The sequence below is a fragment of the Chlorogloeopsis fritschii PCC 6912 genome (assembly GCF_000317285.1).
GTDB lineage: Bacteria > Cyanobacteriota > Cyanobacteriia > Cyanobacteriales > Nostocaceae > Chlorogloeopsis > Chlorogloeopsis fritschii.
Genome location: NZ_AJLN01000145.1, coordinates 42,760 through 69,165, shown reverse-complemented (window position 1 = coordinate 69,165; position 26,406 = coordinate 42,760). Strand labels below are relative to the sequence as shown.

The window sequence follows — 26,406 nt, the reverse complement described above, 5'->3', positions numbered from 1 at the left end:
ACCTCTAATATTTTTGCTCTTGGATTAAAGCTTGAAAGCGTTGATCAGAGCGGATTCTGTCAAAGTCTGAGTTATTGGCGACGATTGGCAGGTACGTTTCTGGACTAAGGTTAATTGCTTGTTGCAAGTTCTCAATAGCTGCTGCGATATTGTTCTGTGAGGCATAACAGCGAGCTTTGCTGTACCAGACGACAGGATCGTTGGGTTGTAACTCTGCTGCTTGATTGTAGTTTTCCATCGCATCTTCGTAATACCCTAATTTTTCCCAGGACAAACCTCGGTTTAGTAGAGCTTTATGATGGTTGGGTTGAATTGTTAAGGCACGATCGAAGCTGGCAATGGCTTTGTGATAACGCCCCCACTCATTCAACGTTACGCCTCGATTATGCCAAGCCAACACGTTATTCACGAAGAACTCAATGGCGCGATCGTAGCTATTGAGAGCCTCTTCGTAACGCTTCAGTTGTCTGAGAGCATTACCTCTGTTGTTCCATGCCCAATAGGCATCGGCTTGCAATTTTAGGGTGCGCTCAAAACTGGCGATCGCCTTTTCATACAGTCCTAAATCGCACAAGGTTAAACCGCGATTATGCCAAGCTGTAGCAGCATTAGGATTAAATTCAATGGCACGTTCAAAGCTGTTCAGAGCATCTAGGTGGCGTTCTAGCTTTCCTAAAGCAATAGCCCGGTTGTGCCAAACCCAACAGTCATCGGTACGTAATTTCAGGGTTTCGTCAAAACAAGCGATCGCATCTTTGTGACGTCCTAAAGAACCGAGAGCAAAGCCTTTTTGAAATAAGGCTTCTGGGTAATCTGGCTTGCATTTGAGTGCTTTATCAAAGCTAGCGATCGCCGCTTCAAACTTTTGGACATTATTCCTTCGCAAACCTTGCTGGAAAAAAAATTCTGCCTCCAAATTCAGGGTGAGTTTAAAGGAGTTTGGCATCATACCTTGGGATGAACTTTAGTTTTTCCGATTCACAAAACAATAACATAACTTCATAGCCAAATTCCTAATTGATTTTTATTGCAAATGTAAAACCTTTCTTTAGAGTGTTGCGCAAAGTCACAAAATAGGAATTAGGGACTAGAGACTAGGGGCTAGGGACTAGGAAGAGGAGGGGGAGAGTGAGGGAGCGAGGGAGTGAGGGAGCGAGAGAATAAGAGTAAATACCCTCGTACCTTCCCTCTTTCATACCCTCACTCCTTCTGGGTGTCACCTTGTCCTCTTCTTCCCAATCCCCAATCACCTATCCCCGATCCCCAATCCCCTTTACCCTAATGATGTTTGTCAGTTGTGTATGTTTTTGGGAATACTAAGTAGAACAATCGGAATTCCAGCAATGAATCTTAGTATTGCGTATCTGGCTCAAGGCAAACTGTATCTTAAATATCCTCAAGCACCCATTCGCGAATATGAAAGCCAGTTTGGGCAGTCAGTTCAGGAACGAGTGCTACAAACTCAGCGACGCAAAGCATGGAAAAATCGGGGATTAATGGAAATGATGTTGCCTCCTGGTGTTGTGGAGCAAATGCAGCAACAACCTGAAGCAAAGCTGAATGTAGTCATCAATAGCCTTTGCCAAGGAGAAAAGGGTAAGTTACTTTATGCACTGGAGGCAGGAGATGTGGGCGGCATTTTTATACTCGAACCTGCACGCGAGCATGAACAACGCCTTTTCCATAACGCTGATTTTCAAGTCGGATATTTGAGTTTTCACTCCGAACACGAACTGATTGCTTGCACGACTATTCATCGCAGTGGCATTGCCAATATCGCCATGATGCCAAAAAACGGTTCTCGTCCCCATGAAGTGACAGAAGGAGACTCAATTGACTTGGCACCATGCTGGATTCCTGGAAAAACAAAGGCTTTAGTATTTCAGTCCGCAGGCATTGGACGTAATAGTCAGGGCTTCGTATGCGATCGCGCTCCTTTCACCATCGAAAAACTAGATTGCGATCAAAAAGACATCACCACTTTAGTAAGCGATCGTAAATACGATTTCTTGGGGCCGCGCATGAAGGCAGACGGCACACTATATTATATTCGTCGTCCCTTCCGTCCCAAACAACAGGTGAACTTGCTGCGATTGTTCCGGGAAATTATCCTCATACCTTTACGGCTTGCCTACGCAATTTTTCAATGGCTAAACTTTTTTACTCAAATTTATACCGGTAAACCTTTAATGGCAGCAGGTACACGAAAATCTCTCGATCGCAAACAGCAGATGAAAGTTTGGGGTGAGTTCCTGACTCCCGAAATGATGGGAAATAACAAATTTGACGAAAAAGATGCCCCTGCTTGGGTGCCGCGATCGTGGCAGTTGGTACGACAATTAACAAATGGTGTAGCCGAAGTTATAGCAGAAGGAGTTTTATCCTTTGACTTAGGGGAAGACGGCACAATTGTATATACCAACGGCAGCGCCATTTACGCAGTTCATCCCGATGGGCACACAGAGCGTGTGTTAGTTGGTAACTTGATTGAAAATGTGGCGATCGTACAAAACGCCATCTAAGTACAGTGTTTCATTAATTCATAGTTAACTAAGCTTGGCAAAACTCTGCGTACCTCTGCGTTTCAAAACGCTACAGCAAAACTGTACTAAGTAACAAAACACCAAATAGGCATAAAGCTAAAACAAGTTTCACCGATGAATTACAGAACCACGAGTTACACCTAATTGATTTTGCAACTTCAAATCGCGCCACAGTTGAGAACCTGTCAACTCGCCTCGCAGTAATTGCTGGTAGTGATGTATCGTTTGAGTCACCTGCTCATGAGTCTCATTCAAAAATTCAATCCGGAAGTGCCGCAATCCAAGCCTGATAAGATGCTGTACGTATTCTGCCCCAGTTTGAGCTGTGCCATTAAATACTGTATTTCGACAACCAGCATCAGCATGAAGTATATGTTCTGTGCCAATGCGAGATTCCTTCGGAAACGCTCCGCGAACACGTAATTTTACCTCATGTTTTTCACATGGTCGTCCACAATTGCGAAAATCTGTCCCTGTAGATAGAAAAGCACAAAATACACAATGTTCCATGTGGAACATCGGCATATGCTGATGAATTGTCACCTCAAACCAGTCAGGAGGAGAACTCTTCAGCAAGTCTCCCAGTTGGCTAATGTTCAAATCGTAGGATGCTGTTAAGCGTTCCAAACCAAAGTGATTTTTAAACAAATCTGCTGTTAAGGGATTGGCAACATTGAGAGAAAAATCTCCAATGCAACGAGCTTCGGCAAAGAACTGCAATTGATCGTAATTCCGCACCAAATATCTATCCGCCTCAGAGGAACGCACCTGCTGCAAAATCCAGTTTTCTCCTGGTTTAGTAATGCGGGGAGGCGCTACCCAGATGGTAGAAGAATTTTTTCTCCCCTGCTCCCCTTGCTGCCGTACCATCTGCACCGCTTCACGATACTTGAGGGGATCTTCAAATTCACAATAAATTGTCTCAATTCCTGTTTGGAGTGCAGCTTGGAGTTGCTGAAGATTTCGTACCAGCACTATAAGAGATGGAGTGCTTGAGGAATTAGGTAAGGAGGAGGGAAGTAAGTCTTTCAAAGAAGCATAGGGGTTTATTTGCCAGCGTTTAGGTTGACTTCGCAATTCTTCCAACTGCGCGACAATTTCCCGCCGGATTCGATTTAACTCACTCACGGGCAACATCACATTTCCATTTAAGTGATTTGACAAATTGCCCAAACAGAAAGGAGTATTGCCAAGACGACTAAATTGTTCCTGCAAACGTTCTAAAGTCAGGGGTTTGGTATGTGCTTCTACCAGTGGCATTGAAGATTCTACTTCAACAACGTGACCAATTTCATCACGAGCGATCGCAATTAAATTTTGCCCAACTTCTCCATGCACTTCGATATTAATCGGACGCTGAAATTGTGGTGTATCCCCAGCAAAACTCTGACGTAATTGCTTATCAAGTTCCGGATCGCTGGTTTTCCAAACCTTATCGCCGATATGCACCCGCCGCAAATTCAAATCGCGCCGCCCAAACGTCAGCACCACTTCCTTACCCTTCATTTGTACCGCATATATACGACCGCCTTCTTCCTTTGCCTCTGGATGCCCGCTGTCAAAAACTACACCATCTCCAGGCTTGACTGGTACTTGCGTTTGCACAGTTACTTGGTCATTTCCAATCCGGATTACCTCTCCTATGTAAACACCACGCTTTTTCCCAAAACGGGCGTGAACCAATTCCTGATTGTTAATTCCACGGAACCATCCAGTATAAAGCCCGCGAGAAAAAGCCATTTCCAAATTGTAGTGTTCCTGAGAAAACGCGGGAATCAAGCTATTTTCCTTTCCTTCCTTCTGCCATCTGCCGTCTGCCGTCTGCCTTATGTCTTCTTCCTTCTGCCTACCTACGGAAGCCGTACCTTCGGAAGCCGCTTCGCGTCTACCGCGTCTACTGCCGTCTGCCGTCTGCCTTTCTTCCATCACCCGATCCAGCGCTTGCCGATAAACACGAGTGACATTAGCAACATACTCTGGAGACTTCAACCGCCCTTCAATTTTGAGACTGCTTACTCCAGACTTTACTAAATTAGGCAAAACATCTAAGCCTGCCAAATCTTGGGGACTGAGGAGATATTTTTTATCGCCCAAATTCACAACTTCTCCGTCTGCAATTAACTCATAGGGCATCCGGCAAGCTTGAGCACACTCGCCCCGATTAGCAGAACGTCCTCCCAGAGCTTCACTTGTGAGACACTGCCCAGAATAAGCTACGCACAGCGCCCCGTGAACAAAAACTTCCAAAGGAAGCGACGCTTCCCTATACGCCAATTGGCTTTGAATTTTGTTGATTTCATTTAAAGAACACTCACGGGCAAGCACAACTAAATTACACCCAACTGATTCCGCAAATTCCACACCTGCAGTACTTGTAATAGTCATTTGCGTAGAGGCATGAATGGGAAAATCAGGAGAAAGGTGACGAATGAGACGACAAATACCTAGATCTTGGACAATTATCGCATCTACACCTGCTGCAATAATCGAACGGATATATTGTTCTGCCTCTCTCAATTCTTGAGGAAAGATGAGCGTATTGAGCGTGACATACCCCTTTACACCGCGACGATGCAAATACTCCATTAATTCCGGCAAATCTGCCTCAGTAAAATTTTCTGCTCGCATCCGTGCATTGAACCGATCCAAACCGAAGTAAATTGCATCTGCACCATTTTCTACGGCTGCTTTGGCACATTCCCAATTACCTGCGGGGGCGAGCAGTTCGGGGCGTTGGAAGGTAGATTGGGTGGTTTCGGTAAGTTGGATATCGGCTTTCATCGTTACTCAGGCAGGATAAGTGTCACCAAGAGTGATTTTATCGTTGCTGAGGGGTGATGGTGTGGGGAAATTAAACAGGGCGATCGCTAACTTGTTCCCTGTTCCCTGCGACAATAATCCCCCTGTGCTTTCTGTTTTGAGGAGAGCAGGGGGATTGATTATTTTGAGCGGGGGCGATGTTTAAGGTAGCACGGCTGGATCATCGTCAATTGAGAGCAGGAATTTGATCAAGTCGGTTTGCTGTTGTGTAGTAAAACCTGCTTGTTGATCAACCCAGTAGGGGTGTCCTTGACCGGTTATATTTGATCGCTGTAAGTTGGAATTTGCTTTGTTAGCTGCAACCATAGGCTCACGCAGGTTACGATCAACTAGCGATCGCAAGCTAGATTCGGCATCTGGTGAAATCCCACGCATCAAAGTTCCTGCCATGCCTAATTGTTCAGGGTTAGCAACGACAAAGTGTCCGTTTTCATCTTGCTTGAAGGCATCTGAGCTAGCTGCAACACCACCATCATGAAGATAAGGCGCACTCAGGTAAAGCCCAATCAAGTTTGGTACTTTATAGCCACCAGCAGGATCGCTAATAGCATAGGCTAGCTCAATATCTTCCTGGGGTGTGATATCTGTGGGTATTGATAGTACAGGTGGATTAGATGGCAATGGTACAGGCACGTTACTTGGATAAGTGTCTGGTGGCGCAAACACTTCAGCAAAGGACTGCGATGCTGGTGCTCGGTTGCCTTGAGTTTTTACCTCTTGCACAGAAATTACTTTATGGTTGGTAAAGTACCTACCACTATGGCAATCATTACAATTAGCCTGTGTAAAAATCTTTGCTCCGCGCTGGAGAGTTGCAAAATCGGCAGCTTCGTGAGGCGGTGGTGCTAAGGTATTTTGCCAAGCCGACATACCATTGAGTTGAGCAGCCACAGGTAAACCAGGAGTTACTGCCATTAATCCATTTTGCATGAACAGCGAACCTTTGGGATATTCTGGCATCCGAATAGTACTGTTGATTCCAGGTTCCCCAGGTGTAGGATCTACCTTGTCTAAAAATTTGCAGGGTTGTGTTCCTTCTGGAAGACGAAATTCAGATTTGGAAGCGTTTTGCAGCATTGTCCCCAGATAGATTTCTTTATCAATGCCTAATACCATTTCGCTGGCATCCGCTGTTGTTGTTGGATCTGCATTTAACCCAAATACGGCATTATTTAATGTGGTTAGTCCGTGGAACCAACCAATGGAAGCAACACCACTCCAAGCATAAGGCCAAGAATCGTGGGTATAAGAAGATGGGATCTGAGCCGAGTTATTTTTTAGATCGCCATTAGAAACAAAGTTACCAGGGGGCCAGGATAGAATCGCTTTATCTACTTCGTCTTCCATGATTTTTGAGTCTGGAAGAAGTGCTGTTTCTCCGTTCTTGTTGATGTAGGTATGCTGTCCAGGTGGTATTTTTGTTGGATTGACATCTGTCTGCCGGAACAGAGCAGCTGAATTACTAGCCATTGCAATCAATGGCCCCAAATTAACGTCTGTATTAATCGCGCCTTCTAGTATACGTCCAGTTTCTTGATTGACTGTGGCATGGCATAAAGCACAGGTAATACCGACTCGCGGTTGAACATGGTCGATTTTTAGGGTAATTCCTAAAGGAAACAAGGAACCCTTAGCTACATCTAAACCAGTATTGAGTAACGTACCTGCTGGAAAAGTGCGATCGCCTACAGTGATATCTTGTTCTAAGGGAATCTGAAGGTTAGTGGTTTGTTTGCCCTTGAGAGCTAATATTGCTTTGGTGATGCTACCTAAATTGATAGGGCCATCCAGAATGCCAACTATATCAGTAAACAGATATTCATTGCCAAAGGTTTCTTGATAAAAAGCATCACGTCCAAGGTCGATTAACTCTTCAGTAATTTCAACTGCACCATTCTCTGAAGAAAGAGCTTCACGTCCTTTTTCTGTTTGTAGAAACTTATTCGCTTCTTCTTTACTAACTACATAACCCAGCACGTCATAGGAGCCAACTCCTCTGGGTGCAGATTTTGTCAGTGGAGTATAAGTATTGTTGACTGAAGGGGATTTTCCGGGCAAACTTAGCTCTAATTGAAAACCCAAAAAGCCAACAAACAGAAGTAAAGAGATTAAGACAATTATGCCGCGTAATCGCATGGCTTTTTCACTGTGTTTTGAAGATCAATTGCTACAGCGAATCCTTGCTATTATTTGTTGTGTTGATATTCCATTCTCATTTGTGAAATTTTGAGCCACTGTTGGATAGATTCACATCTTGCATCAGTTCCATCAACCTAGAAGCAAGCCCACAAACCCTCGTTACCAGGTTCAACCTGGTAACGATAACTTCTATACTTATTGCCCTTGAGCCACTTTAATTGTGTCTAAAGCTGCAATTACTCTTTGTGAAACGTCATCAGGCAAAGGCAAATAGCCCAATTCTTCAGCATACTTATCGCCTTGAGTCAAAGCCCACTGGATTGCGTTTTTCAGTGCTTCTGCTTTAGCAGGATTATCATACTGCTCGTATAACAGCAACCAAGTTAAACCAACAATTGGATAAGCTTGCTCTCCCTTTGGATCTGGGACTAGGAGTGCAAAATCTTCAGGAATCTGAGCGCCTTCAATTGCAGTAGCAGCTGAACCTGGTTCGGGCGTAATATAATTACCTGCTTGGTTTTGGATTGCAGCCATTTGCATTTTGTTTTCCCTAGCATAGGCGAATTCTACATAACCAATTGACCCTTGAGTTTGTTGAACTTGAGCGGTAACACCTTCATTTCCTTTAGCACCAAGACCTGTCGGCCATGACACAGATTTAGCAGCACCTGCTTGCCACTGAGGACAGGCAGCTTGGAGGTGATTGGTAAACACAAAAGTTGTTCCGCTGCCATCAGAACGATGGATGAAAGAAATTGGAGTATTGGGTAAGTTGACACCAGGATTTTGCTGTGCTATTTGAGGGTCATTCCAAGTTTTGATATCGCCTTGAACAATCCCACAGTATGCTTGTCGAGATAGTCGTAGATTATCTACCCCAGGGAGGTTGTAGGCAAAGACAAGTGCTCCACCAGTCATTGGCAATTGAATTGGGCGTCCCCGTTGTGCGGGAAACTTCTCACGTTCTTGTTGGGTGAGTGGTGCGTCAGTAGCTCCAAAATCCACAGTCTGTGCCAAAAACTGATTCACCCCAGCACCACTTCCAACTGACTGATAACTAATTTGGATATTGGGATTTTGCTTATTGTATTCAGCAAACCAGCGCTGATACAAAGGAGCCGGGAATGAGGCACCTGCACCGCTAATGGATATTGTTTCACCGGGAGCGCCAGGTGTCCCAGGAGCAGTTGCAGTTGGGCTTTGAGGTTGGCAAGAGACTAACCCAGTTGCTAGGGCAGTGAAAGCAACAGAAGCTGTCCAATGATTGACATGAAAGCCAAAGAAGTTCAAGTACATTGTTATGCTTGCCTCAAAATTAATTAAGTTTGCTATCGCTTAAAGTTTGATATTTATCGTTAACAAAACTACAATTGCACCTTTTTGCACAAGGCAGCTTGAGAGTGAGGCTGTCAAACCAGCACAATAAGAATGCTGGCACCGTTCATCCAGCGCCGTTGTTAGGCGATCGCCCGGATAAATTCTTCAAAAATGGCGTTCATACCTGGGGTATTTTTACTGATTACTCTCAACACTCTTAGTGTTGAGAGCAAATGTGATTAGAAAGTGACAATGACATAAAGTTTACATACCTGAGTGCCTTTACCAAGGCAGTACCTGGTTTTGCTTACAACCACTCGGTATGCAACTACTTAATGATAATAATCTTTTAACCCTTGGGAATAATCATATGAGAGCCTTTTCACGACAAGAAAAGGAATTAGTCTAATTTTTGTAAATTTATAGTTAACAACAATGCCAAATCTAACTGGATACCAAATCAACTCTACTCTTTACGAAGGCATCCAAACCATTATCTATCAAATACAAATCCCAAATACACAACAGCGCTTTATCCTTAAGCTTCTTAAAAATCAATATCCAACACTTGAAGCTTTTACTCGCCTTAAAAATGAGTATCAAATTCAGCAAGATTTAGACCATCTCAACATAGTCAAAGCAATTAGTCTAGAGACATTTGATAATCGTGTCGGGTTATTATTGGAAGACTTTGAAGGTCAGTCTTTAGCACAAATAATAGAAACAGAAAAGCTTGAATTAGTTAAATCTTTAAATCTTGCTATTCAATTAACTAAAGCTTTAGATTATTTGCATAAAAATCAGATTATTCATAAAGATATCAAACCCAGTAACATCATCATTAACTCCCAAACAGGTATTGTTAAGCTCACTGATTTTGGTATAGCCTCCCGCCTCAACAAAGAAAACCCTCAATTTACTAACACCAACTCCGTTGAGGGCACACTTGCTTATATGTCTCCCGAACAAACAGGGAGAATGAATCGTATTCTTGATTACCGCACGGATTTTTATTCTCTTGGTGTAACTTTATACGAAATTTTTACTAAAAAACTTCCATTTTTTAGCCAAGATCCTCTAGAGATAGTTTACAGTCACATTGCTGTTCAACCAACAAATCCACAATTAGTAAATCCAAATATTCCTACCTCCATTGCAGAAATTATTTTGAAGCTGATGGCAAAAAATGCGGAAGATAGATATCAAAGTGCTGCTGGATTATTGGCAGATTTAGAATTATGTCTCAATCAGCTAGAAATAAAGGGTGAAATTACTGGTTTTGTTCCAGGAAGGTTAGATGTTTTAAGTCAGTTATTAATACCACAAAAACTATACGGGCGCGAAAAACAAGTTGATGAATTGTTGGCTGCATTTGAACGCGTTACATCAGGGACTAGTGAAATGATTCTGGTTTCTGGTTATTCTGGCATTGGCAAATCAGCTTTAGTCAATGAAGTGAATAAACCGATTACTTACCGACAAGGTTACTTTATCTGCGGTAAATTTGACCAATTAAAACGGAATATACCCTATGCTTCATTAATTCAAGCTTTTACTTATCTGATGCGATGTTTGCTGACAGAGAATAACGAGCAAATAGAAAAATGGCGTCAGAAAATATTAACTGCGTTAGGGACAAATGGGAAAGTCATTACTGATGTTATTCCAGAAGTGGAATTAATTATTGGTCAACAACCAGAGGTTGCTCAATTAGGAGCAATAGAATCTCAAAATCGTTTTCATCGAGTTTTTGAAGAATTTATTCAAGTCTTTACTCAAAAAGAACATCCCTTAGTCATATTTTTAGATGACTTACAATGGGCAGATTCAGCGACATTAAATTTAATGCAAAAATTAATGACGGATGCCCGCAGCAAATATCTATTATTCATTGGGGCATATCGGGATAATGAAGTTAGTCCCACACATCCTTTTATCCAAACAGTAGAGGAAATTAAAAAGGCTGGCACAGTAGTTAATAATATTGTGTTGCAACCTTTAAAATTAGAAAATGTAACTCAGTTAATGACTGAAACGTTAAAAGAAAGTTTATTTTTGCAAGAGAATAATTCAAAAAAATTTAAAAATGAAATATTACAACTTGCCGAATTAATTTATTACAAAACAAGTGGAAATCCATTTTTTATTACACAATTACTTCAAGCACTTTATCAAGATAAGCTCTTGAATTTTGGCTTTGAGAGTGCTAAGTGGCAATGGAGTATAGAAGAAATTCAAGCAATTGGAATTACTGATAAGAATGTGGTTGATCTTGTTGCTAGTAGAATTGAAAAGCTACCCATAGTAACTCAGGATGTGTTAAAGTTGGCGGCTTGTGTCGGTGATAAATTTAGTTTAGATGTTTTATCGATAATTAATGAAAAATCACCTGCTGTGACAGCAACCGATTTATATTCGGCTTTACAAGCAGGGTTAATATTACCTTTAAATGATGCTTATCGTATTCCCTTAGCTTTTAACCAAGAAGAAGAGATTGATTTTGATTTTGACACTTCACGAGTAGGTTATAAATTCTTGCATGATCGGGTGCAACAAGCAGCCTATTCATTAATTCCAGAAAATCAGAAACAGGCTACTCATCTCAAAATCGGTCAATTACTTTTGCAAAATACACCAAAGCAGGAAATAGAAGCCAATATTTTTGATATTGTTAATCAGTTAAATATAGGTATTGTTGACTTGATTGCGCAATTTGAAAAAACTGAATTGGCAAGACTAAATTTAATTGCAGGACGAAAGGCAAAAGCTTCTACAGCTTACGAAGCTGCTCTTAAATACTTAAAAACAGGAATAGAAATTTTAAGTATAGATGCTTGGCAAACTGAATATAACTTAACTATAGGTTTATATGCAGGAGGAGCAGAAGTAGCATATCTTAGTGGCAATTTTGAGCAGATGCAACTATGGGCTGATGTGGTGCTGCAAAACGCCAAATCTTTACTAGATAAAGTCAAAGTTTATGAAGTGCAGATTATCGCTTCTATAGTTCAGAGCAAACAACTTGAAGCTATTCAGCTAGCACTACAAATTTTGCAATTATTAGGAATAAATTTTCCAAATCAGCCAACAGCGTCTGATATTCAGCAAGGGATGGATAAAATCACGACTCATTTGCAAGGGAAAGCGATCGCCAATTTAATTAACTTACCTCAAATGACCGATCATCAAAAGATAGCAGCCATGAGAATTTTAATGGGAGTTCTTCCAGCTGCTTTTCAAACGGCTCCCGCAATGATGCCAATTATTGCCTGCGAAATGGTGAATTTGTCCTTACAGTACGGTAATACGGCTGTATCTGCCTATGGTTACAGTCTTTATGGGTTAATTCTTTGTGGAGTTCAAGGAAAAATTGATTCTGGCTGTGAATTTGGCAAATTAGCATTAAATCTGGTGTCACGATTTAATGCTGAAGAAGTCAAGGCAAAGATTCTCACAGTTGTTAGTGCCCATATTATGCATTGGCAAGAGCATATTAGCAAGACATTCTCAACAGCTAAGACAGGGTATTCTAGCGGATTAGAAGCTGGAGATTTAGAATATGCTGGCTATTGTGCTTACATTTATCCCTATCATTCATTTTGGCTCGGTATTGAGCTTTGCTCTTTAGAAAAAGAACTTGTCGCTTACTGTGAATCACTGAAAAAAATTAAGCAACAAGTAGCTTTAACTTGGAACCAAATATATTTGCAAACAGTTAGGAATTTGCAAGGAAATTTAGAAAATGTCTGCTGTTTAGTTGGAGAAGCTTATAATGAGCAAAATATGCTACCAATACATGAGCAATTTAATGACCAATACACAATTAACCACCTATTTGTCAATAAGCTCATGCTCTCTTACTTGTTTGGAAAGTACTGTCAAGCTAGAGAAAATGCTGCAATGGCAGAAAAATCTTTAGGTGGAGTTATAGGGCTGTTTGTTGTGCCTGTATTTTATTTTTATGATTCTTTAGTGCAACTAGCAATTTATCCTGGTGCGAAAGAAGTTGAGCAACAATCTATTCTTGAAAAAGTACGAGCTAATCAACAAAAAATGGAACTTTGGGCAACTCATGCTCCAATGAATCACTTAAATAAATTTTATTTAGTAGAGGCAGAACTATATAGGGTTTTAGGTAAAAAACTTGAGGCGATGGACTATTATGAGGCTTCAATCGCTAAATCTAAAGAAAATGGTTATCTGCAAGAAGAAGCTTTAGCCTATGAGTTAGCAGGAGAATTTTATCAATCTTTAGGTAAAGAATTAATTTGTCAAACTTATATAACTAAAGCCTATTATGCCTATGTTCGCTGGGGAGCGATCGCTAAAGTTAAGCACTTAGAATCAAAATATCCTTTTCTAGTCAAACAAACAAACACTACTGAAAATCATACTTTAAAATTAGATTCAACTTACATTGCTGCTAGCACTACTACCAGTAGTGGTTTGAGTGATTTTCTCGACTTTAATACATTTGTCAAGTTTTCTCAGGCAATTACTAATGAAATTGTTTTAGACAATTTATTGAGCAAGTTAATCAAAATTTTATTAGAAAATGCTGCTGCACAAAAAGCAGTATTGCTGCTACTTAGAGATAATGAACTATATATAGAAGCTTCTGGTGGTAATACTGACGATGTGGTAACAGTTTTACAATCTATTCCTTTGGGAAACTGTCACGATTTACCTATCTCTGTTATTAATTACGTTTTCAGAACTCAAGCAAACCTTATTTTAAATGATGCAGTAATTACGGAACCTTTTAACTTTGATGCCTTTATTCAGAAAAATCAACCAAAATCAATCTTGTGTTTACCTATTATTTATAAATCACAGTTTACAGGTATTGTTTACTTAGAAAATAAGTTGTCGGTAGGAGCTTTTATTTCCGAGAGAGTGGAAATATTAACAGTCTTAGTCTCTCAAATGGCTATTGCCATAGAGAATGCTCGCTTGTACGCAAGGGAGCAAGACAAATCTAGACAATTAGAACAGTCTTTCAAAGATTTGCAAGAGACACAACTGCAACTCATCCAAAGTGAGAAAATGTCTTCTCTTGGGAATTTAGTTGCAGGAATAGCACATGAAATAAATAACCCAGTTGGTTTTCTTGCAGGCAGTATTGAGCAAGCTAAAGATAGTTTTACTGATTTAATAAATTATTTACAACTTTACCGAAAAACATTCTCCGAGCCAGGTACTGAAATCAGGAATAAAGCTGAAGAAATAGATATAGATTACCTGATAGAAGATTTACCCAAGATGATTGATAGCATGAAAATGGGTACACAACGCATTCGCAACATCAGTACTTCCCTCTGTACTTTTTCCCGTGCTGATAATACTTCTAAAGTATTAGCTAATATCCACGAAGGCATTGATAGCACTTTGATGATTTTACAGCATCGCTTGAAAGCTAATCCCGATCGCCCAGCAATTCAAGTTATTAAAGAATACGGTACTCTTCCATCAATAAAATGTCATTTGGGACAATTAAATCAGGTATTTATGAATATTTTAGCAAATGCAATTGATGCTTTAGAACAAGCAAATAGTGGTCGTAGTTTTGCTGAGATTAAAGCAGGTAATCCCAATACTATTACTGTTAACACTAAGCTAACTGCAAATAATCAAAGTGTAGTGATTGAAATTAAAGATAATGGCACAGGTATGACAGAAGATGTTAAATACCGTATTTTTGACCACTTGTTTACTACTAAAGGAGTAGGAAAAGGTACAGGGTTAGGTTTATCTATTAGTCGGCAAATTATAGTAGAAAACCACGGTGGCAGCTTGACTTGTAATTCAGTTTTGGGGCAAGGGACAGAATTTTTGATTTCTATTCCCATTTCCGAGCAAGAATATTCTCAATAAGCTTGTGTGAGAAATCACATCAAGGATGATTTGATGAATTGATATTACATCGATATCAACCAATTTTTTATTTAATCTAAGTCTTTCGTGAGAAACAAGATCCCCGACTTCTTAGAGAAGTCGGGGATTTGTGTCTTTTTTGTGGTAAATACTTATATATTTACTAAAATTCAGCTAATAAATATTAAGATAAACTTACTTAAAGTTAACAATAAGTTTATTTTTTATCTGCTATAAATAATTCGTTGAGTAAAGCTTGCATAATCTCATACGAATCCGCTTTTGTATTACCTCTATTTCTAGAGGCTAAAAGCTTGTCAATCATAAATTAATCTCATCTGTATTGGTTATCAAAAAAGATTTGTATTTCAGATTTAGCATTACTACTCAATCAAAGTGCTTCCTGGGTAATAACATAATTAAACTTGAGCCTAATCTATGAGGAATTCAGAGAAATTTCAGATATAAATTTAATTTCTGACAAGTGCAAAATAGCAAACACAACAAAAATAAAAAGGAAATTTTATGGAAAGAAGAAGAGAAAATAGACGTTTAATTTCAAAAGTTATTTCGTTTTCTTGGCACCGTATCACCATAATTGCGCTTGCAGTTGCTCTTGTTTTACTGCTTGGAGGTAAGTTTGAATTAGCAAGTGCAACTCAACCTAACGCAGAATTAGAAATTCAAAAATTAACAGTCTGTTATGCACTTGGAACTGACGCTATTGGTAGAGGAGATCTCCAAGAAGGCAAGAATATTTATCGGGATTGTTTTACTCAGGATGCACTGATCACTGCTATTTTTCCTGATGGGGCAAGTGAAACACGAACTGGTACAGATGCGTGGGCAGATTTCGTCTATGCGGTATTCCAAGCAAATGGATATCAAGCTACTCAACATCTGATCGGTACAATCAACATTTCCCTTCAAAACAGTCAAGCAACAATGTCCTCTTATCTACACGCAACTCACAAACTTTCAGAAACCAGCATTGATGTTGCCAATGGTACTTATGAAGATGAAGTTATCAATGAAAACGGGCAGTGGAAAATTCGTCGTCGTACCCTCAAACTTATCGATTTCTTGAATCTTAGTTCCCCAACCACTAAAGAAAAACCAGAAAAACCGCATAAACCAAACATACCCCGGAAAACTCTTTAAAAGATTTGATCTGGCTCTAGTACAAGTTGTTGTGAAGCACCAGTTAGCGATCGCCTGTGATGAGTTGCTGTTGCCAAGCAGCAACTTTTTTATCACTCTATAGGCTTCATGAGTGCATTTAAAATCAGGTGTAGATGAACACCAGACATATAATGTATTAAAATTTATTAACAAAGATAAAATCCATATATAACTACAAAACTCGAAGAGGTAGCTGTGACTACTGAAGCTAGCCTGGAAGGAGATAGGCGTAACACGAGGGAAAAAGAAGAATTATTCCAATGGGCAAAGCAGTGGTATCCAGTAGCAGTGGTAGATTTTTTAGATCCGTCTCGCCCCCATGCTCTGCAGTTATTGGGAAAAGATATAGTGTTATGGCGAGATGGTTCTGGCAAATGGCGTTGTTTTGAAGATTTTTGCCCCCATCGACTGGCTCCTCTTTCAGAAGGGCGAGTTGAGTCTGATGGCACGTTGATGTGTGCTTACCACGCCTGGCGCTTTAATTCTGAGGGAAGTTGTGTCAGTATTCCTCAGTCAAAAGACAAGCAAACTGAAGCAAAACACCTCTCCAATCAGAAGTCATGTGCTGTTGTCTATCCAACCCAAGAGTGCCAAGGGCTATTGTGGGTGTGGGCAGAGGCAGGTACTCAAGCCCAACTTGAAAGTCAGCAGCGCACACCACGCATCATTCCAGAACTTAGGGATAACTCTGACAGAGCAGTGCAGCTGTTTTGGAATGTGCGCGATCTACCGTATGGATGGGACTTTTTCATGGAAAATGTCTCAGATCCCGCCCATGTACCTGTCTCCCACCACGGGCTTGTCGGTAATCGGTATCAGGATGCCAAATACTATGACATGATTAAAGTCCGGGAGATTTCCACTCAAGAAGGCTTCTCCTTTGAAATCATACCAACTGCTGCAAATATTGAACAAGCAGTTCATGATTTTCAGCCGCCCTGCCACATGAGAATTGTTTCCACTTCCAAGGATGGCAGCAAGCTAATCTTAGCTTTATATGCTACCCCGACTCGCCCTGGTTGGTGCCGTCATATTGGATGCCAAGTTCTAGTGAAGAATGAGGCTGGAAAAATACCCAAAGGTTTGGGAATCTTTGGGCTACCGATGCCTATCTGGTTGGGGCACGTCTTAGCTTCTTTGTTTCTGCACCAAGATTTGGTTTTTCTCCATTATCAAGAGAAGATTTTAGGTAAACAGAGAAATGACAAATGGCTAAAAGCTGTCTATACTCCCAATCCTCAAGACAAAATGGTGATTGCATTTCGCCAGTGGCTGGAACAAAGAGCGGGTGGTAGTATAGCTTGGGATTCAAGATCTAGCTCTGAACTTCCGGCTAAAGAACTAGACAAGCAGAAGCTCTTTGATGTGTGGACAACACACACTCAGAATTGCAAAGTTTGTCAAGATGCTCTGAAAAATATAAATCGTCTCACTGTATTTGCCTATGGGGCAGCGATCGCCTGTTTTTGTTTAGGTGTGATTTTAGATGCGCGATCGCTAGCTATTAAGGTTGCGTTAACGACTTTAGAACAAACCAACGCATCTTTTTTAACCGTTATTCCTCCCGCAGTTGTTTGGTGGGCGTTTGCAGGTGCATTCCTATTTGCAACAGGAGGATATCTGCTCAAGAAACTTAGTCGGCTGTTCTATGTCTATGAGTTTGAGCACGCCCGCAATGATTGAGCTGTTAGGCGATCGCCCACCTGACTTAATTGAGTAATTTCCCTCCTTTAAAAGTAAAATTGGGCACTAATGTCTGCTATCTACGTCAATACTTATAATGCGTAGAAATCTGCTTCAAAAGTATTGAAGCAGCAATTCGATATGCACGGAATGAATCTGGTAAATATAAATACTGGAAGACTATATGACTAGTAGATTCCTTCACCAAAGCATACGATGGCACGCCAGGGTAGCTAAAGCAATATTCAAACCAATGAAATTACATTTAGTTTTTCCCAGTTGGCGGCGATCGCTGAAGAGTTTTTTTCCGCTTCTGATAATAGTATCATTTTTAACACCAATTTTCATACACAGTTTTACCCCAGCAATTGCTCAGATACCTCGCCAAGAAATTCGGGGTGTTTGGATGACAAACAATGATTTTAATATGCTCAAGGATCGGGCAAAAGTGAAGGATGCTGTGAGCCAACTGCGACAGTTGAACTTCAACACAATCTACCCCGTAGTCTGGAACTCCGGTTATACAATGTATCCTAGTGCAGTGGCACAAACAAAAGGTATCCCCTTTTTGTTTCGAGGCTCTGACGGACATGATATTCTTGCAGATCTGATTGCCCAAGCTCATCGCCAAGGCTTGCTTGTGATTCCTTGGTTTGAATTTGGTTTCATGGCTCCTCAAACTTCTGAGTTGGCATTAAGTCATCCGAATTGGCTGACGCAAAAGCGGGATGGTAGCAAAACTTCGATTAGTGCTGCTGGTGAAGTTGTATGGCTCAATCCCTTCCACCCAGAAGTACAACAGTTTATCACCAATCTTGTGCTGGAAATCGTCACTAACTATGATGTCGATGGCATTCAGTTTGACGATCACATGAGTTTGCCCCACGAATTTGGTTACGATAAGTACACGGTTGCTTTATACAAGCAAGAAACCAAGAAAAATCCTCCGGCAAATCCTAAAGATTCACAATGGGTGCGTTGGCGGGCAGATAAAATCACGGCTTTTATGGTGCAACTTAACAAAGCTGTAAAAGCCAGAAAACCTCAGGCAATTTTCTCCGTTTCCCCCAATTATTACGACTTTGCTTACAAACTTCACTTACAAGACTGGTTGAACTGGGTACAGCAGGGAATTGTGGACGAGTTAATTATGCAAGTCTATAGTTCCAATATGCAAAACTTTATCGCCAATATTTCTCGCCCAGAAATTCAACAAGCACAAAAAATAATTCCCACTGGTATTGGGATTATGGCAGGTTTGCGAACTAATCCAGTTCCAATCCAAAAAATTCAGTTCCAAGTACGCAATGCCCAAGAGCGTGGTTTGGGTGTGGCTTTCTTCTATTACGAAAGCCTCTGGGAGTCAACACCAGAACCCCCTGCACAAAGGGTGGCTGCATTCAAAAACCTCTTCCGCACTCCCGCGCTTCGCGCCAGAATTTAATTGACTTTTGGTTGGGTTAGGCGATCGCTTTACCCAACCCTAAACCCAAATGCGATCGCACTTTATTAATTCTCGTTACTAGGTTGAACCTGGTAACGAGAGTGGTGGGCTGCCGCCTGGTGGCTGTTGCATCACGGAATTCCTAACAGTTAACAAATTGTTGCATAATTTTTATCATTTTTTTATAATTTCCTGTCTTATAATTAGATGGCTATCTAATTAGATTGGCAGGAATACATAAAATTATGCACAAGCTCGATGTTCTACTTGGAAATGCAGCTAGACGCTTGCGTGTAGGATCTGGAAGACAACAGTGTATGCACAGACATGGTGTTTCACCTCTAGAAGCTGCTAGACGCTTGTGTGTAGATCAAAGCAATTTGTTTATGGCTTTGCAAAAAGGACAAATTCCCACCATCAGAAGGAATGGACGAACTTTATTGAGCCATGGTGCTTTAAGGGAATATCAAGCAAGAAAACACCTTAGAGGCACTTATCGCTATTAGAACAACAAAAAACCTCAGCTTGTTGGGCTGAGGCGATTAGGAGAATTTAAGTCACGATGATGGGAGATATTAATAGTGCCAAGGCAGTGCAATTGCGTTTGTAAAGGTTAGGCAACCTGCCCTTATGCCAAACGTGCCAAGGCTAGATCGCGTATTAATGAAGTTTTAGAGGAAATATAGGCTCTCAGGGTGTTAGTCTCTTCACTGCTGAGGGCTTTTTTATCAAGCTGTTCTAATAACTGCTTCACTAAATCCGTATCACCAAGTCCGAGAAGAGTACTAGTTTGAGTTTGTTCAACTACAAACCAAAGTTGACGTAATGTTTTTGAGTTCACAGGGCATACATTCATTACCATCGCTCCTTCTCTGGCTCAACACATAATTATGTTGTTGAGAATCTAAAGAAAATCTTAAGCGATGAAATCTAAAGAAAATCTTAAATATTACAAAATTTAACAATTTAGATGTATATCGAAATTAAGTTCTGAGCGAAGCCTTTCTAAGTTTTTTCCTTCCAGCCATGGGAGAAAGCCATGCTTTTGATTACCCTCTCAATGATGAATGGGGGAGCTGCTGATAACAAAATGCTGGGATAAACAGCCATTCCCCAGCGTGGATGCACTAGTACGCGACATTTATTTTTAATCATTGGATAACCGAGTAAAGCTTTTACAACTGCGGTATCATCATGAGGAAATTTTCCTGGACGAGAAAGCAGGGGATAGCCAGTACGGGGATCGATTAAGTCTGTTAAATAACCGCGATCGCGTAAAACAAAAGCAACATCAAGCCCAAACTTCATAAATTTTTCCCGCAGTCTTTGTTTTTCTGCTTCTATTTCTGGGCTACTTTCTAGTATTTCGTATTTAGATTGCTGTAAAACAATCACTACCCAAAAAGAAAGCTGATTTTTCCAATCCGGCAAAATTTTTTCGCAATTAGCACAAATGTACTGACTGGGAGAATGAATTGAAATTTCGACTGCTTGTGCGGTTGTGCCTATCAAATGAATGGGATAGTCTGCAACAGAAGTGTAAGCCACTGGGTAGTTCATTAATCTTATTTGTGTTTTTCAAAGTCTTAAATTTTTACTATGCTTAGATAATAACTCTTTTACTTTCATCAAAATCATCTCTTTTCTATTCAAGAACTAGTTAATTTCAAGTCATTATCAATTATTTATTATTTCTTAATCTGATTGTTGTATTTTCTTAACCTATTAATTAGGCAATATATTTATATTCCCCCCACTACCCTTTGACTTCTAATCACGAATACGTAATAATTTCCACTCTATCCTGAGAGGGAGGGGGATTTTGAATCGCATAATTTTAGAGAAATGCCATCACCTCTCCCAACGTTTTTGGTATATGTGAAAAACCCCCAGCTACAAAAAAGTTGGGGGTTTGTCTGGTAAAAAGATTGCGTAAAAATGATAACTGATATGTGACAACGGAAGCCTCAATTCTGCTGTAAAAATCAATCAATCGAGTTTTAAAGCATTTACTGGAACTTCATCCCAAGAATCAACTGTCCGTAATTGCGCTACCCAACCAGCTGCCTTTTGTGTCTCAGTCAAATTTTTTTGAAATGACTCATGGCAATCTTTAGCTTGGGACTCATTACAGCAGGCAATACAAGCATAAATCATGCCAGATGGATCAATTTGCTCGTTTACCCAAATAGTCATGCTGTATTTCCTCGATAACTTTAGTTAAAAAATAGCTTGCCCCATACCTTAGAATACTTTAAAACCGTAAGTTGGGCACTTTTTAGAACGTAAAAATAAGGGTTTGAGGAAAGTTAGCCAGTGCCCACCCTACAAAAATTGCTAATCTGACTCGCCATATCTGAGGCAATCTATCCATTACTGCCACGACTTCTGATTCACCTGAGAATAGGGGCTAGAGAAGAGAGTTTTCTGCGATTTGATACTAATACTACCCGTATCATCCGCCATTTTGCAAAGTGGTGAAAAAATCTCTAAGGAAATCTGAAAATTTATGAGCAGGAATTGAATATTTATAAATGACGTAATATAAACATTTTTATATGCTATTTGAGACACAACATCTTACGATTCATCTTTACCAAAATGATGATGTAGATAGGCTGTTGGCGATTTTATCAGATCCAATCACAATGCGTTATTGGCCGCAGCCTTTTACACGAGAAGGTGTAGAGGTCTGGATAGCACGCAATTTAGAGAGTTATAATCAGCACGGATTTGGGCGCTATAAAGTTTTTTTGAAAGAAACCGGAGAGCTGATTGGTGATGCTGGAATTTTGAAATCGACATTAATAGGTGAGCCTTTCAATGATTTGGAGTATATAATTCACAATCCATTTTGGGGATACGGTTATGGAACAGAAGTTGCGATTGCACTCAAAGATTACGCGTTCACAAAGCTCAAGCTGGATAGTTTATATGCCAATATGCCTTGGAATCATGCTGCTTCGCGACGAGTGGCTGAGAAAATTGGCATGAAATTTGTGAAGCAATTTGCCAATGAGCGAAATAGAAATATACAGACACTGCTGTACGTTACATATAACAATCTGATTTGATTTATGAAATCTTGCGAGTTACTTAGAACTCAAACTGCCTTTAAAAAACATCAGCAGGATCGGCAGAATGCATTTTTCGCATCGTACTAACCGCAGAAATCATGCACATGATCACTGTTAAAAGAAATACAGAGATACCCCGTTCGACTGTCATAAAAATTGGTAGCATTGTCGCAGTAGCTGCTATTTGATAAAGTCCAATTGAAACTATAAATCCTGGAATGAAGCCTAATACTGCTAATAGTAAAGCTTCTTGGATGAGGACGAGTACTAAATAGCGATCGCTATACCCAATTGCCTTGAGCATAGCGTACTCTGGCAAATGATCGGCAACATCGGCATAAATAATTTGATACACTATGACGATGCCAACAATAAAAGAAACTATTACACCCAAACCAAAAATAAAACCAATGGGAGTTGTGTTTGCCCAATAAGATTTTTCTGCTTCTGCAAACCCTTGGGGAGTAAGAACGATCGCATCATCGGGTAAACCTGCTGATAAATTTTTTGCTACCTGTTGTACATCAGCATCAGGTTTCAACTTAATCAAACCTATCTGAATTTCACGAGGTTGGCGATCGCTAAATAAAAGTAGAAATGTGGAATCGCTAGCAATGGCATTGCCGTATGCACCAAATGACGCACCTAAAGTAAATAAACCAGTAACCCGGACATTAACATCATTTAATTCCGCTTCAACAATTGCTTGCTGTTGGTATAAACTAGCGATCGGCCCAAACTGTGGCAAGGAAGCTCGATCAAAAAATATGGTGTTTAGCTTTTGCAGTTGACTGAGGTTTTGATTAACTTCAGGAAGTTTAAATGCTTGAGTTCTTGGATCGGTACCAAATACCAAAATTGCCTGGGTGCGCGAGGTTTGAGGATTTTTCCATTTTCCTATACCCATGTAGATTGGACTCACCGACTCTACACCTGCAAATCCTAACGCCTGGTACAATCGCTCTCTGGAAATATTTTTGACTGAATATACACTTTGAAAATGAGGGTTTACCAATACCAAATCTGCATCGAGAATCCTTTGTGGTGCTGTGGAACTCTCGAACAGCGAAGCTTCAAATCCCATCTGGGCACAAATGAGAATATCTGCAAAGGCAATACCTATTATTGCTATCAAAAGACGAGTCTTCTGTTTGATCAACTGTCGCCATGCTAGGAGGGTTGTGCGAAAACATTTGCGAAGCATTTACCAGAGATCCCATTTTTGGACAAGTCCTGCTAACATATCTCTTGCCAAAGTGGTTCAAAACCGGAGAGCTAGGCCAAGGATGAATAACGTATATAACAGATAAGTTGCTCCTAAATCTAATACATCAGCTAGTCTTTACATCCGCCACGTACTTTTTTGGCAATTTTGATGTGAAATTGAAAAAAACTGCAAAATCCCAAATTTCATGAATTGATGACTTTTGATAATCATGCGTGGTTTACCGCTCCAACTGATTTAACTTTGTTGCCTGATGATGTTCACATCTGGCGAATCGAGCTTGAGCGATCGCAACTAGAACTCGAACGTTTGCAGACAACTCTCTCTAGTGACGAAGTTGTAAGAGCTAATCGATTTTATTTCCAGCAACATCGAGAGCGTTTTATTGCAGGTAGGGGTATTCTCCGCGCTATTTTGGGACGTTACTTGGATGTAGAACCGCAGGCAGTACAGTTTGACTATGAAGCTCAAGGCAAACCATTATTAGCTGGTAAATTTGCCTGTAGCGAGGTATCATTCAACTTGTCTCACTCTCAAGATTTGGCTTTGTGTGCGGTTACGACTCACCGCCCCATCGGAGTTGATTTAGAATATATCCGCTCTGTAAGTGATGTAGAAAGCCTTGCTCAAAGGTTTTTTGCACCTAGAGAATATGCTGTCGTGCGATCGCTTCCTCCCGACACACAGCAACAGGTATTTTTCCGTTATTGGACTTGTAAAGAAGCGTATTTAAAAGCAACGGGAGTAGGAATATCTCATTTGGAGGAAGTTGAAATTTCCTTGACGCCAGAAACACCAGCAAAGCTTAACATCAATGAAGAATGGAGTCTTGTAGAGCTAACACCCGCTGACAATTATGTAGCTGCAACTGCTGTAGCTGGTTCAAGATTTAATTTGAAGTGCTGGCGATATTGAGGGAATAGTCAACAGTCATTTGTCATTAGTCATTTGTTAGTGGTAGGGGCGGGTTTATTTAGATATTTCGTCATTATAGAGAGATAATTGTTAAAATCAGCCCTTACTTACAGTGGTGAGTGGTTAACTCGCGATCGCAACCTATTCAATAATATTTAATAATAAAAATTCTTTAATTTACCTCTCTAACAGCTAATGGCTCGTACAGGTTACACCTTGCCAGTTTTTGCAGTAGCTGCCGCTAAGGCGGCTCTAATGCATCTGCTGAAAAATATAGATTCTGTGTCGTCTGTGAAAATTGATATTCTTCCAGGCACGGCAGAAATTTTTATCTCTCAACTAGCAAAGCTAGAACCTGAAAGTTCCTTAGCAATTACGTTGAGCGAGCCAGGCGATAATCTAGATTTGACTAGAAATACGCCTATTTGGGCTTGGGTAAGGTTATCTCAACGACAATCTCAAGCTCTGGTGTTGGAAGCTGGTGAAGGTTTGGGAAAAACTGCATCGGGGGAACCAGCAATATACAACTACGCCCGTCAACTATTTGATGCCAATTTACTGCCACTGATACCGCCAGAGCAAACAGCAACGGTATCGATTATTCTTCCCGAAGGGCGTCAGTTGGCACAACGCACTTCTAATGAAGCTTTTGGTATTTTGGAAGGGCTAGCATTGTTGGGAACTAGCGGTATCTCTCAACCCTTGTCGGCAGCTGAACATTTGGAAGAATTTCGTTTGTCGTTGAGCGATCGCGTCAAATTTTCTCCCCATTTAGTCTTTTGTATTGGCAGCAATGGTATGCAAGTAGCACAACGTCTAGGCATAGCAGAATCAGCCATTGTACAAACAGGCAATTGGATTGGTGCCATGCTCGTAGAAGCAGGGCTAACCCAGGCGAAATCTGTTTTGTTGTTGGGGTACCACGGCAAGCTGATTAAGCTCGCAGGCGGTATTTTTAACACATCGAGCCATTTAGCAGACGCCAAACTAGAAATTATTGGTGCTGCTGTAATTGCGGTTAGTGATGATTTACAAGCAGTAAGAGCCGTTTTAGATGCAAAAACAGCTGATGCAGCATACAAAAAATTGGTGGAACTAGGCTTGTCAGAATTAGTATTTGAAACGCTAGCTGAAAAAATTAGTCACAGAGCTACTGCATACGTGCAAAAATACGCCAATGTCGCCCTTAAAGTTGGTACGGTTTTATTTAATCGTCAAGGTGAAATTATCACTCAAGACTCACAGGCAAAAGAAATTTTAACGATTCAGCGATCGCTTTAACTGAAAATTTAAGAGCGGGTTTATACCGAGTTGCGTTCAAACATATTAGTTTTGGCAGGCAGGGGGACAATAGGGCAGGGGAGCAGAGGGGGAGAAACTACTAACCACTAACTACTAACTACTGTACGGGCGGGTTTAGAAGATAAATTATTAGTTTTGAAGGCAAGATTATCAACAAAACCCGCCCCTACTATCCACTAACTACTAACAAATGACCATAAACTATCTTCGGGATGGCAACGAAATCTATCGCCAATCCTTTGCCATCATTCGCTCAGAAGCAAATCTGTCTCTACTTGCCCCAGATGTGGTTAATGTTGCCGTGCGTCTGATTCATGCCTGTGGAATGACGGATATTGTAGACGATCTAGTAGCTTCACCAACAGCAGTAGCATCAGCACGTACAGCCCTAAAAGCAGGAGCACCAATTTTGTGTGATGCTCGGATGGTAGCAGAAGGGATTATCCGACGGCGGCTTCCTGCGGAAAATACTGTAATTTGTACCCTCAATCATCCAGATGTGCCGCAGCTTGCTCAACAATTGGCAACAACTCGCTCTGCTGCTGCCTTAGAATTATGGCGATCGCATTTAGCAGGAGCAGTGGTAGCAATAGGCAATGCACCTACCGCCTTGTTCCGGTTATTGGAAATGCTAGATGCTGGGGCAGCAAAACCGGCTGTGATTTTAGGCTTTCCAGTTGGATTTGTCGGAGCAGCAGAATCAAAAGCAGCACTGGCAGCAGATAGTCGGGGTGTGCCATTCTTGACATTATTAGGAAGACGGGGTGGAAGTGCGATCGCCGCCGCCGCAGTCAACGCCCTAGCTCTAGAGGAAGAGTGATGTCGAAACTGCATCTATCTATTTAGCTAACACCAATTTGAACTCATAATGGCGACAGATGCATT

The 26,406-nt window shown here is 40.8% G+C and carries 19 protein-coding genes; 11 read left to right on the top strand and 8 right to left on the bottom strand.

All coding sequences use genetic code 11. From position 1 onward, the window contains the following. Positions 1-4: 4 nt before the first annotated feature. Positions 5-946 (bottom strand): tetratricopeptide repeat protein, encoded by a 942-nt coding sequence (locus tag UYC_RS0132315; RefSeq protein ID WP_016876525.1) that lies wholly within the window; start codon positions 944-946, stop codon positions 5-7. A 397-nt stretch (positions 947-1,343) separates the two neighbouring features. Here UYC_RS0132315 and UYC_RS0132310 point away from each other — a divergent pair, with 397 nt between their 5' ends. Next, complete coding sequence (locus tag UYC_RS0132310; RefSeq protein ID WP_235082999.1) at positions 1,344-2,522, top strand: TolB-like translocation protein; 1,179 nt, start codon at positions 1,344-1,346, stop codon at positions 2,520-2,522. 129 nt (positions 2,523-2,651) lie between these two features. Here UYC_RS0132310 and UYC_RS0132305 read toward each other — a convergent pair whose 3' ends face one another. The 3 genes from UYC_RS0132305 to pstS all read right to left on the bottom strand — a co-directional run bounded on the left by UYC_RS0132305 (position 2,652) and on the right by pstS (position 8,798). Beyond that, positions 2,652-5,324, bottom strand: a complete 2,673-nt coding sequence (locus UYC_RS0132305; RefSeq protein ID WP_016876523.1) for a U32 family peptidase — start codon at positions 5,322-5,324, stop codon at positions 2,652-2,654. 180 nt (positions 5,325-5,504) lie between these two features. Beyond that, positions 5,505-7,499, bottom strand: coding sequence for a di-heme oxidoredictase family protein (locus UYC_RS0132300; protein WP_016876522.1), 1,995 nt, complete (start codon positions 7,497-7,499; stop codon positions 5,505-5,507). Positions 7,500-7,697: 198 nt separating this feature from the next. Further along, positions 7,698-8,798, bottom strand: coding sequence for a phosphate ABC transporter substrate-binding protein PstS (pstS, locus tag UYC_RS0132295; protein WP_016876521.1), 1,101 nt, complete (start codon positions 8,796-8,798; stop codon positions 7,698-7,700). 104 nt (positions 8,799-8,902) lie between these two features. Here pstS and UYC_RS38395 point away from each other — a divergent pair, with 104 nt between their 5' ends. The 6 genes from UYC_RS38395 to UYC_RS35910 all read left to right on the top strand — a co-directional run bounded on the left by UYC_RS38395 (position 8,903) and on the right by UYC_RS35910 (position 19,508). Continuing rightward, positions 8,903-9,040 carry a hypothetical protein gene (locus UYC_RS38395; protein ID WP_157171297.1) on the top strand — a complete coding sequence of 46 codons (138 nt, stop codon included), beginning with the start codon at positions 8,903-8,905 and terminating at the stop codon, positions 9,038-9,040. Between the two features lie 214 nt (positions 9,041-9,254). Next, on the top strand, positions 9,255-14,693 hold the full coding sequence (locus tag UYC_RS0132290; protein WP_016879813.1) for a trifunctional serine/threonine-protein kinase/ATP-binding protein/sensor histidine kinase: 5,439 nt from the start codon (positions 9,255-9,257) through the stop codon (positions 14,691-14,693). Positions 14,694-15,218: 525 nt separating this feature from the next. Next, the gene (locus UYC_RS0132280) at positions 15,219-15,854 is read left to right on the top strand and encodes a nuclear transport factor 2 family protein (RefSeq protein WP_016879811.1); all 636 of its coding nucleotides are present in this window, start codon (positions 15,219-15,221) and stop codon (positions 15,852-15,854) included. 216 nt (positions 15,855-16,070) lie between these two features. Next, entirely contained in the window at positions 16,071-17,558 is a 1,488-nt protein-coding gene (locus UYC_RS0132275; protein WP_016879810.1) for an aromatic ring-hydroxylating dioxygenase subunit alpha, read from the top strand. 253 nt (positions 17,559-17,811) lie between these two features. Then, a complete protein-coding gene (locus tag UYC_RS0132270; protein ID WP_016876516.1) occupies positions 17,812-19,002 on the top strand; it encodes a glycoside hydrolase family 10-like protein in 1,191 nt (396 codons plus the stop codon). A gap of 245 nt (positions 19,003-19,247) precedes the next feature. Continuing rightward, a complete protein-coding gene (locus UYC_RS35910; RefSeq protein ID WP_016876515.1) occupies positions 19,248-19,508 on the top strand; it encodes a hypothetical protein in 261 nt (86 codons plus the stop codon). Between the two features lie 122 nt (positions 19,509-19,630). On the opposite strand, the gene UYC_RS0132260 is transcribed toward UYC_RS35910, so the two are convergent. The 3 genes from UYC_RS0132260 to UYC_RS0132250 all read right to left on the bottom strand — a co-directional run bounded on the left by UYC_RS0132260 (position 19,631) and on the right by UYC_RS0132250 (position 21,198). Then, positions 19,631-19,858 carry a hypothetical protein gene (locus tag UYC_RS0132260; RefSeq protein WP_016876514.1) on the bottom strand — a complete coding sequence of 76 codons (228 nt, stop codon included), beginning with the start codon at positions 19,856-19,858 and terminating at the stop codon, positions 19,631-19,633. A gap of 149 nt (positions 19,859-20,007) precedes the next feature. Then, positions 20,008-20,562 (bottom strand): methylmalonic aciduria and homocystinuria type D protein, encoded by a 555-nt coding sequence (locus UYC_RS0132255; RefSeq protein WP_016876513.1) that lies wholly within the window; start codon positions 20,560-20,562, stop codon positions 20,008-20,010. Positions 20,563-20,991: 429 nt separating this feature from the next. Continuing rightward, positions 20,992-21,198 carry a hypothetical protein gene (locus UYC_RS0132250; protein WP_016876512.1) on the bottom strand — a complete coding sequence of 69 codons (207 nt, stop codon included), beginning with the start codon at positions 21,196-21,198 and terminating at the stop codon, positions 20,992-20,994. A 362-nt stretch (positions 21,199-21,560) separates the two neighbouring features. On the opposite strand from UYC_RS0132250, the gene UYC_RS0132245 reads away from it, so the two are divergent. Then, positions 21,561-22,076 (top strand): GNAT family N-acetyltransferase, encoded by a 516-nt coding sequence (locus tag UYC_RS0132245; protein WP_016879809.1) that lies wholly within the window; start codon positions 21,561-21,563, stop codon positions 22,074-22,076. A 40-nt stretch (positions 22,077-22,116) separates the two neighbouring features. Here the strand turns inward: UYC_RS0132245 and devC are convergent, their stop codons facing one another. Beyond that, a complete protein-coding gene (gene devC, locus UYC_RS0132240) occupies positions 22,117-23,283 on the bottom strand; it encodes an ABC transporter permease DevC (protein ID WP_016876510.1) in 1,167 nt (388 codons plus the stop codon). A gap of 216 nt (positions 23,284-23,499) precedes the next feature. Between devC and hetI the strand changes: the two genes are divergently transcribed. The 3 genes from hetI to UYC_RS0132225 all read left to right on the top strand — a co-directional run bounded on the left by hetI (position 23,500) and on the right by UYC_RS0132225 (position 26,341). Further along, positions 23,500-24,219: a 4'-phosphopantetheinyl transferase HetI gene (hetI, locus tag UYC_RS0132235; RefSeq protein ID WP_016876509.1), complete on the top strand. Its 720-nt coding sequence runs from the start codon at positions 23,500-23,502 to the stop codon at positions 24,217-24,219. Positions 24,220-24,414: 195 nt separating this feature from the next. Continuing rightward, the gene (gene cbiD / locus UYC_RS0132230) at positions 24,415-25,500 is read left to right on the top strand and encodes a cobalt-precorrin-5B (C(1))-methyltransferase CbiD (RefSeq protein WP_016879808.1); all 1,086 of its coding nucleotides are present in this window, start codon (positions 24,415-24,417) and stop codon (positions 25,498-25,500) included. A gap of 211 nt (positions 25,501-25,711) precedes the next feature. Next, on the top strand, positions 25,712-26,341 hold the full coding sequence (locus tag UYC_RS0132225; RefSeq protein WP_016876507.1) for a precorrin-8X methylmutase: 630 nt from the start codon (positions 25,712-25,714) through the stop codon (positions 26,339-26,341). Positions 26,342-26,406 lie beyond the last annotated feature (65 nt).

What these genes read in the sequence shown, in the direction of transcription:
- pstS (WP_016876521.1), bottom strand. Translation starts at nt 8,798, where the DNA reads ATGTACTTGAACTTCTTTGGCTTTCATGTCAATCATTGGACAGCTTCT.
- UYC_RS0132260 (WP_016876514.1), bottom strand. Translation starts at nt 19,858, where the DNA reads ATGAATGTATGCCCTGTGAACTCAAAAACATTACGTCAACTTTGGTTT.
- UYC_RS0132255 (WP_016876513.1), bottom strand. Translation starts at nt 20,562, where the DNA reads ATGAACTACCCAGTGGCTTACACTTCTGTTGCAGACTATCCCATTCAT.
- UYC_RS0132290 (WP_016879813.1), top strand. Translation starts at nt 9,255, where the DNA reads ATGCCAAATCTAACTGGATACCAAATCAACTCTACTCTTTACGAAGGC.
- UYC_RS0132305 (WP_016876523.1), bottom strand. Translation starts at nt 5,324, where the DNA reads ATGAAAGCCGATATCCAACTTACCGAAACCACCCAATCTACCTTCCAA.
- cbiD (WP_016879808.1), top strand. Translation starts at nt 24,415, where the DNA reads ATGGCTCGTACAGGTTACACCTTGCCAGTTTTTGCAGTAGCTGCCGCT.
- UYC_RS0132225 (WP_016876507.1), top strand. Translation starts at nt 25,712, where the DNA reads ATGACCATAAACTATCTTCGGGATGGCAACGAAATCTATCGCCAATCC.
- devC (WP_016876510.1), bottom strand. Translation starts at nt 23,283, where the DNA reads ATGCTTCGCAAATGTTTTCGCACAACCCTCCTAGCATGGCGACAGTTG.
- UYC_RS35910 (WP_016876515.1), top strand. Translation starts at nt 19,248, where the DNA reads ATGCACAAGCTCGATGTTCTACTTGGAAATGCAGCTAGACGCTTGCGT.
- UYC_RS0132310 (WP_235082999.1), top strand. Translation starts at nt 1,344, where the DNA reads ATGAATCTTAGTATTGCGTATCTGGCTCAAGGCAAACTGTATCTTAAA.
- UYC_RS0132270 (WP_016876516.1), top strand. Translation starts at nt 17,812, where the DNA reads ATGAAATTACATTTAGTTTTTCCCAGTTGGCGGCGATCGCTGAAGAGT.
- UYC_RS0132280 (WP_016879811.1), top strand. Translation starts at nt 15,219, where the DNA reads ATGGAAAGAAGAAGAGAAAATAGACGTTTAATTTCAAAAGTTATTTCG.
- UYC_RS0132245 (WP_016879809.1), top strand. Translation starts at nt 21,561, where the DNA reads ATGCTATTTGAGACACAACATCTTACGATTCATCTTTACCAAAATGAT.
- hetI (WP_016876509.1), top strand. Translation starts at nt 23,500, where the DNA reads ATGACTTTTGATAATCATGCGTGGTTTACCGCTCCAACTGATTTAACT.
- UYC_RS0132250 (WP_016876512.1), bottom strand. Translation starts at nt 21,198, where the DNA reads ATGACTATTTGGGTAAACGAGCAAATTGATCCATCTGGCATGATTTAT.
- UYC_RS0132300 (WP_016876522.1), bottom strand. Translation starts at nt 7,499, where the DNA reads ATGCGATTACGCGGCATAATTGTCTTAATCTCTTTACTTCTGTTTGTT.
- UYC_RS0132315 (WP_016876525.1), bottom strand. Translation starts at nt 946, where the DNA reads ATGCCAAACTCCTTTAAACTCACCCTGAATTTGGAGGCAGAATTTTTT.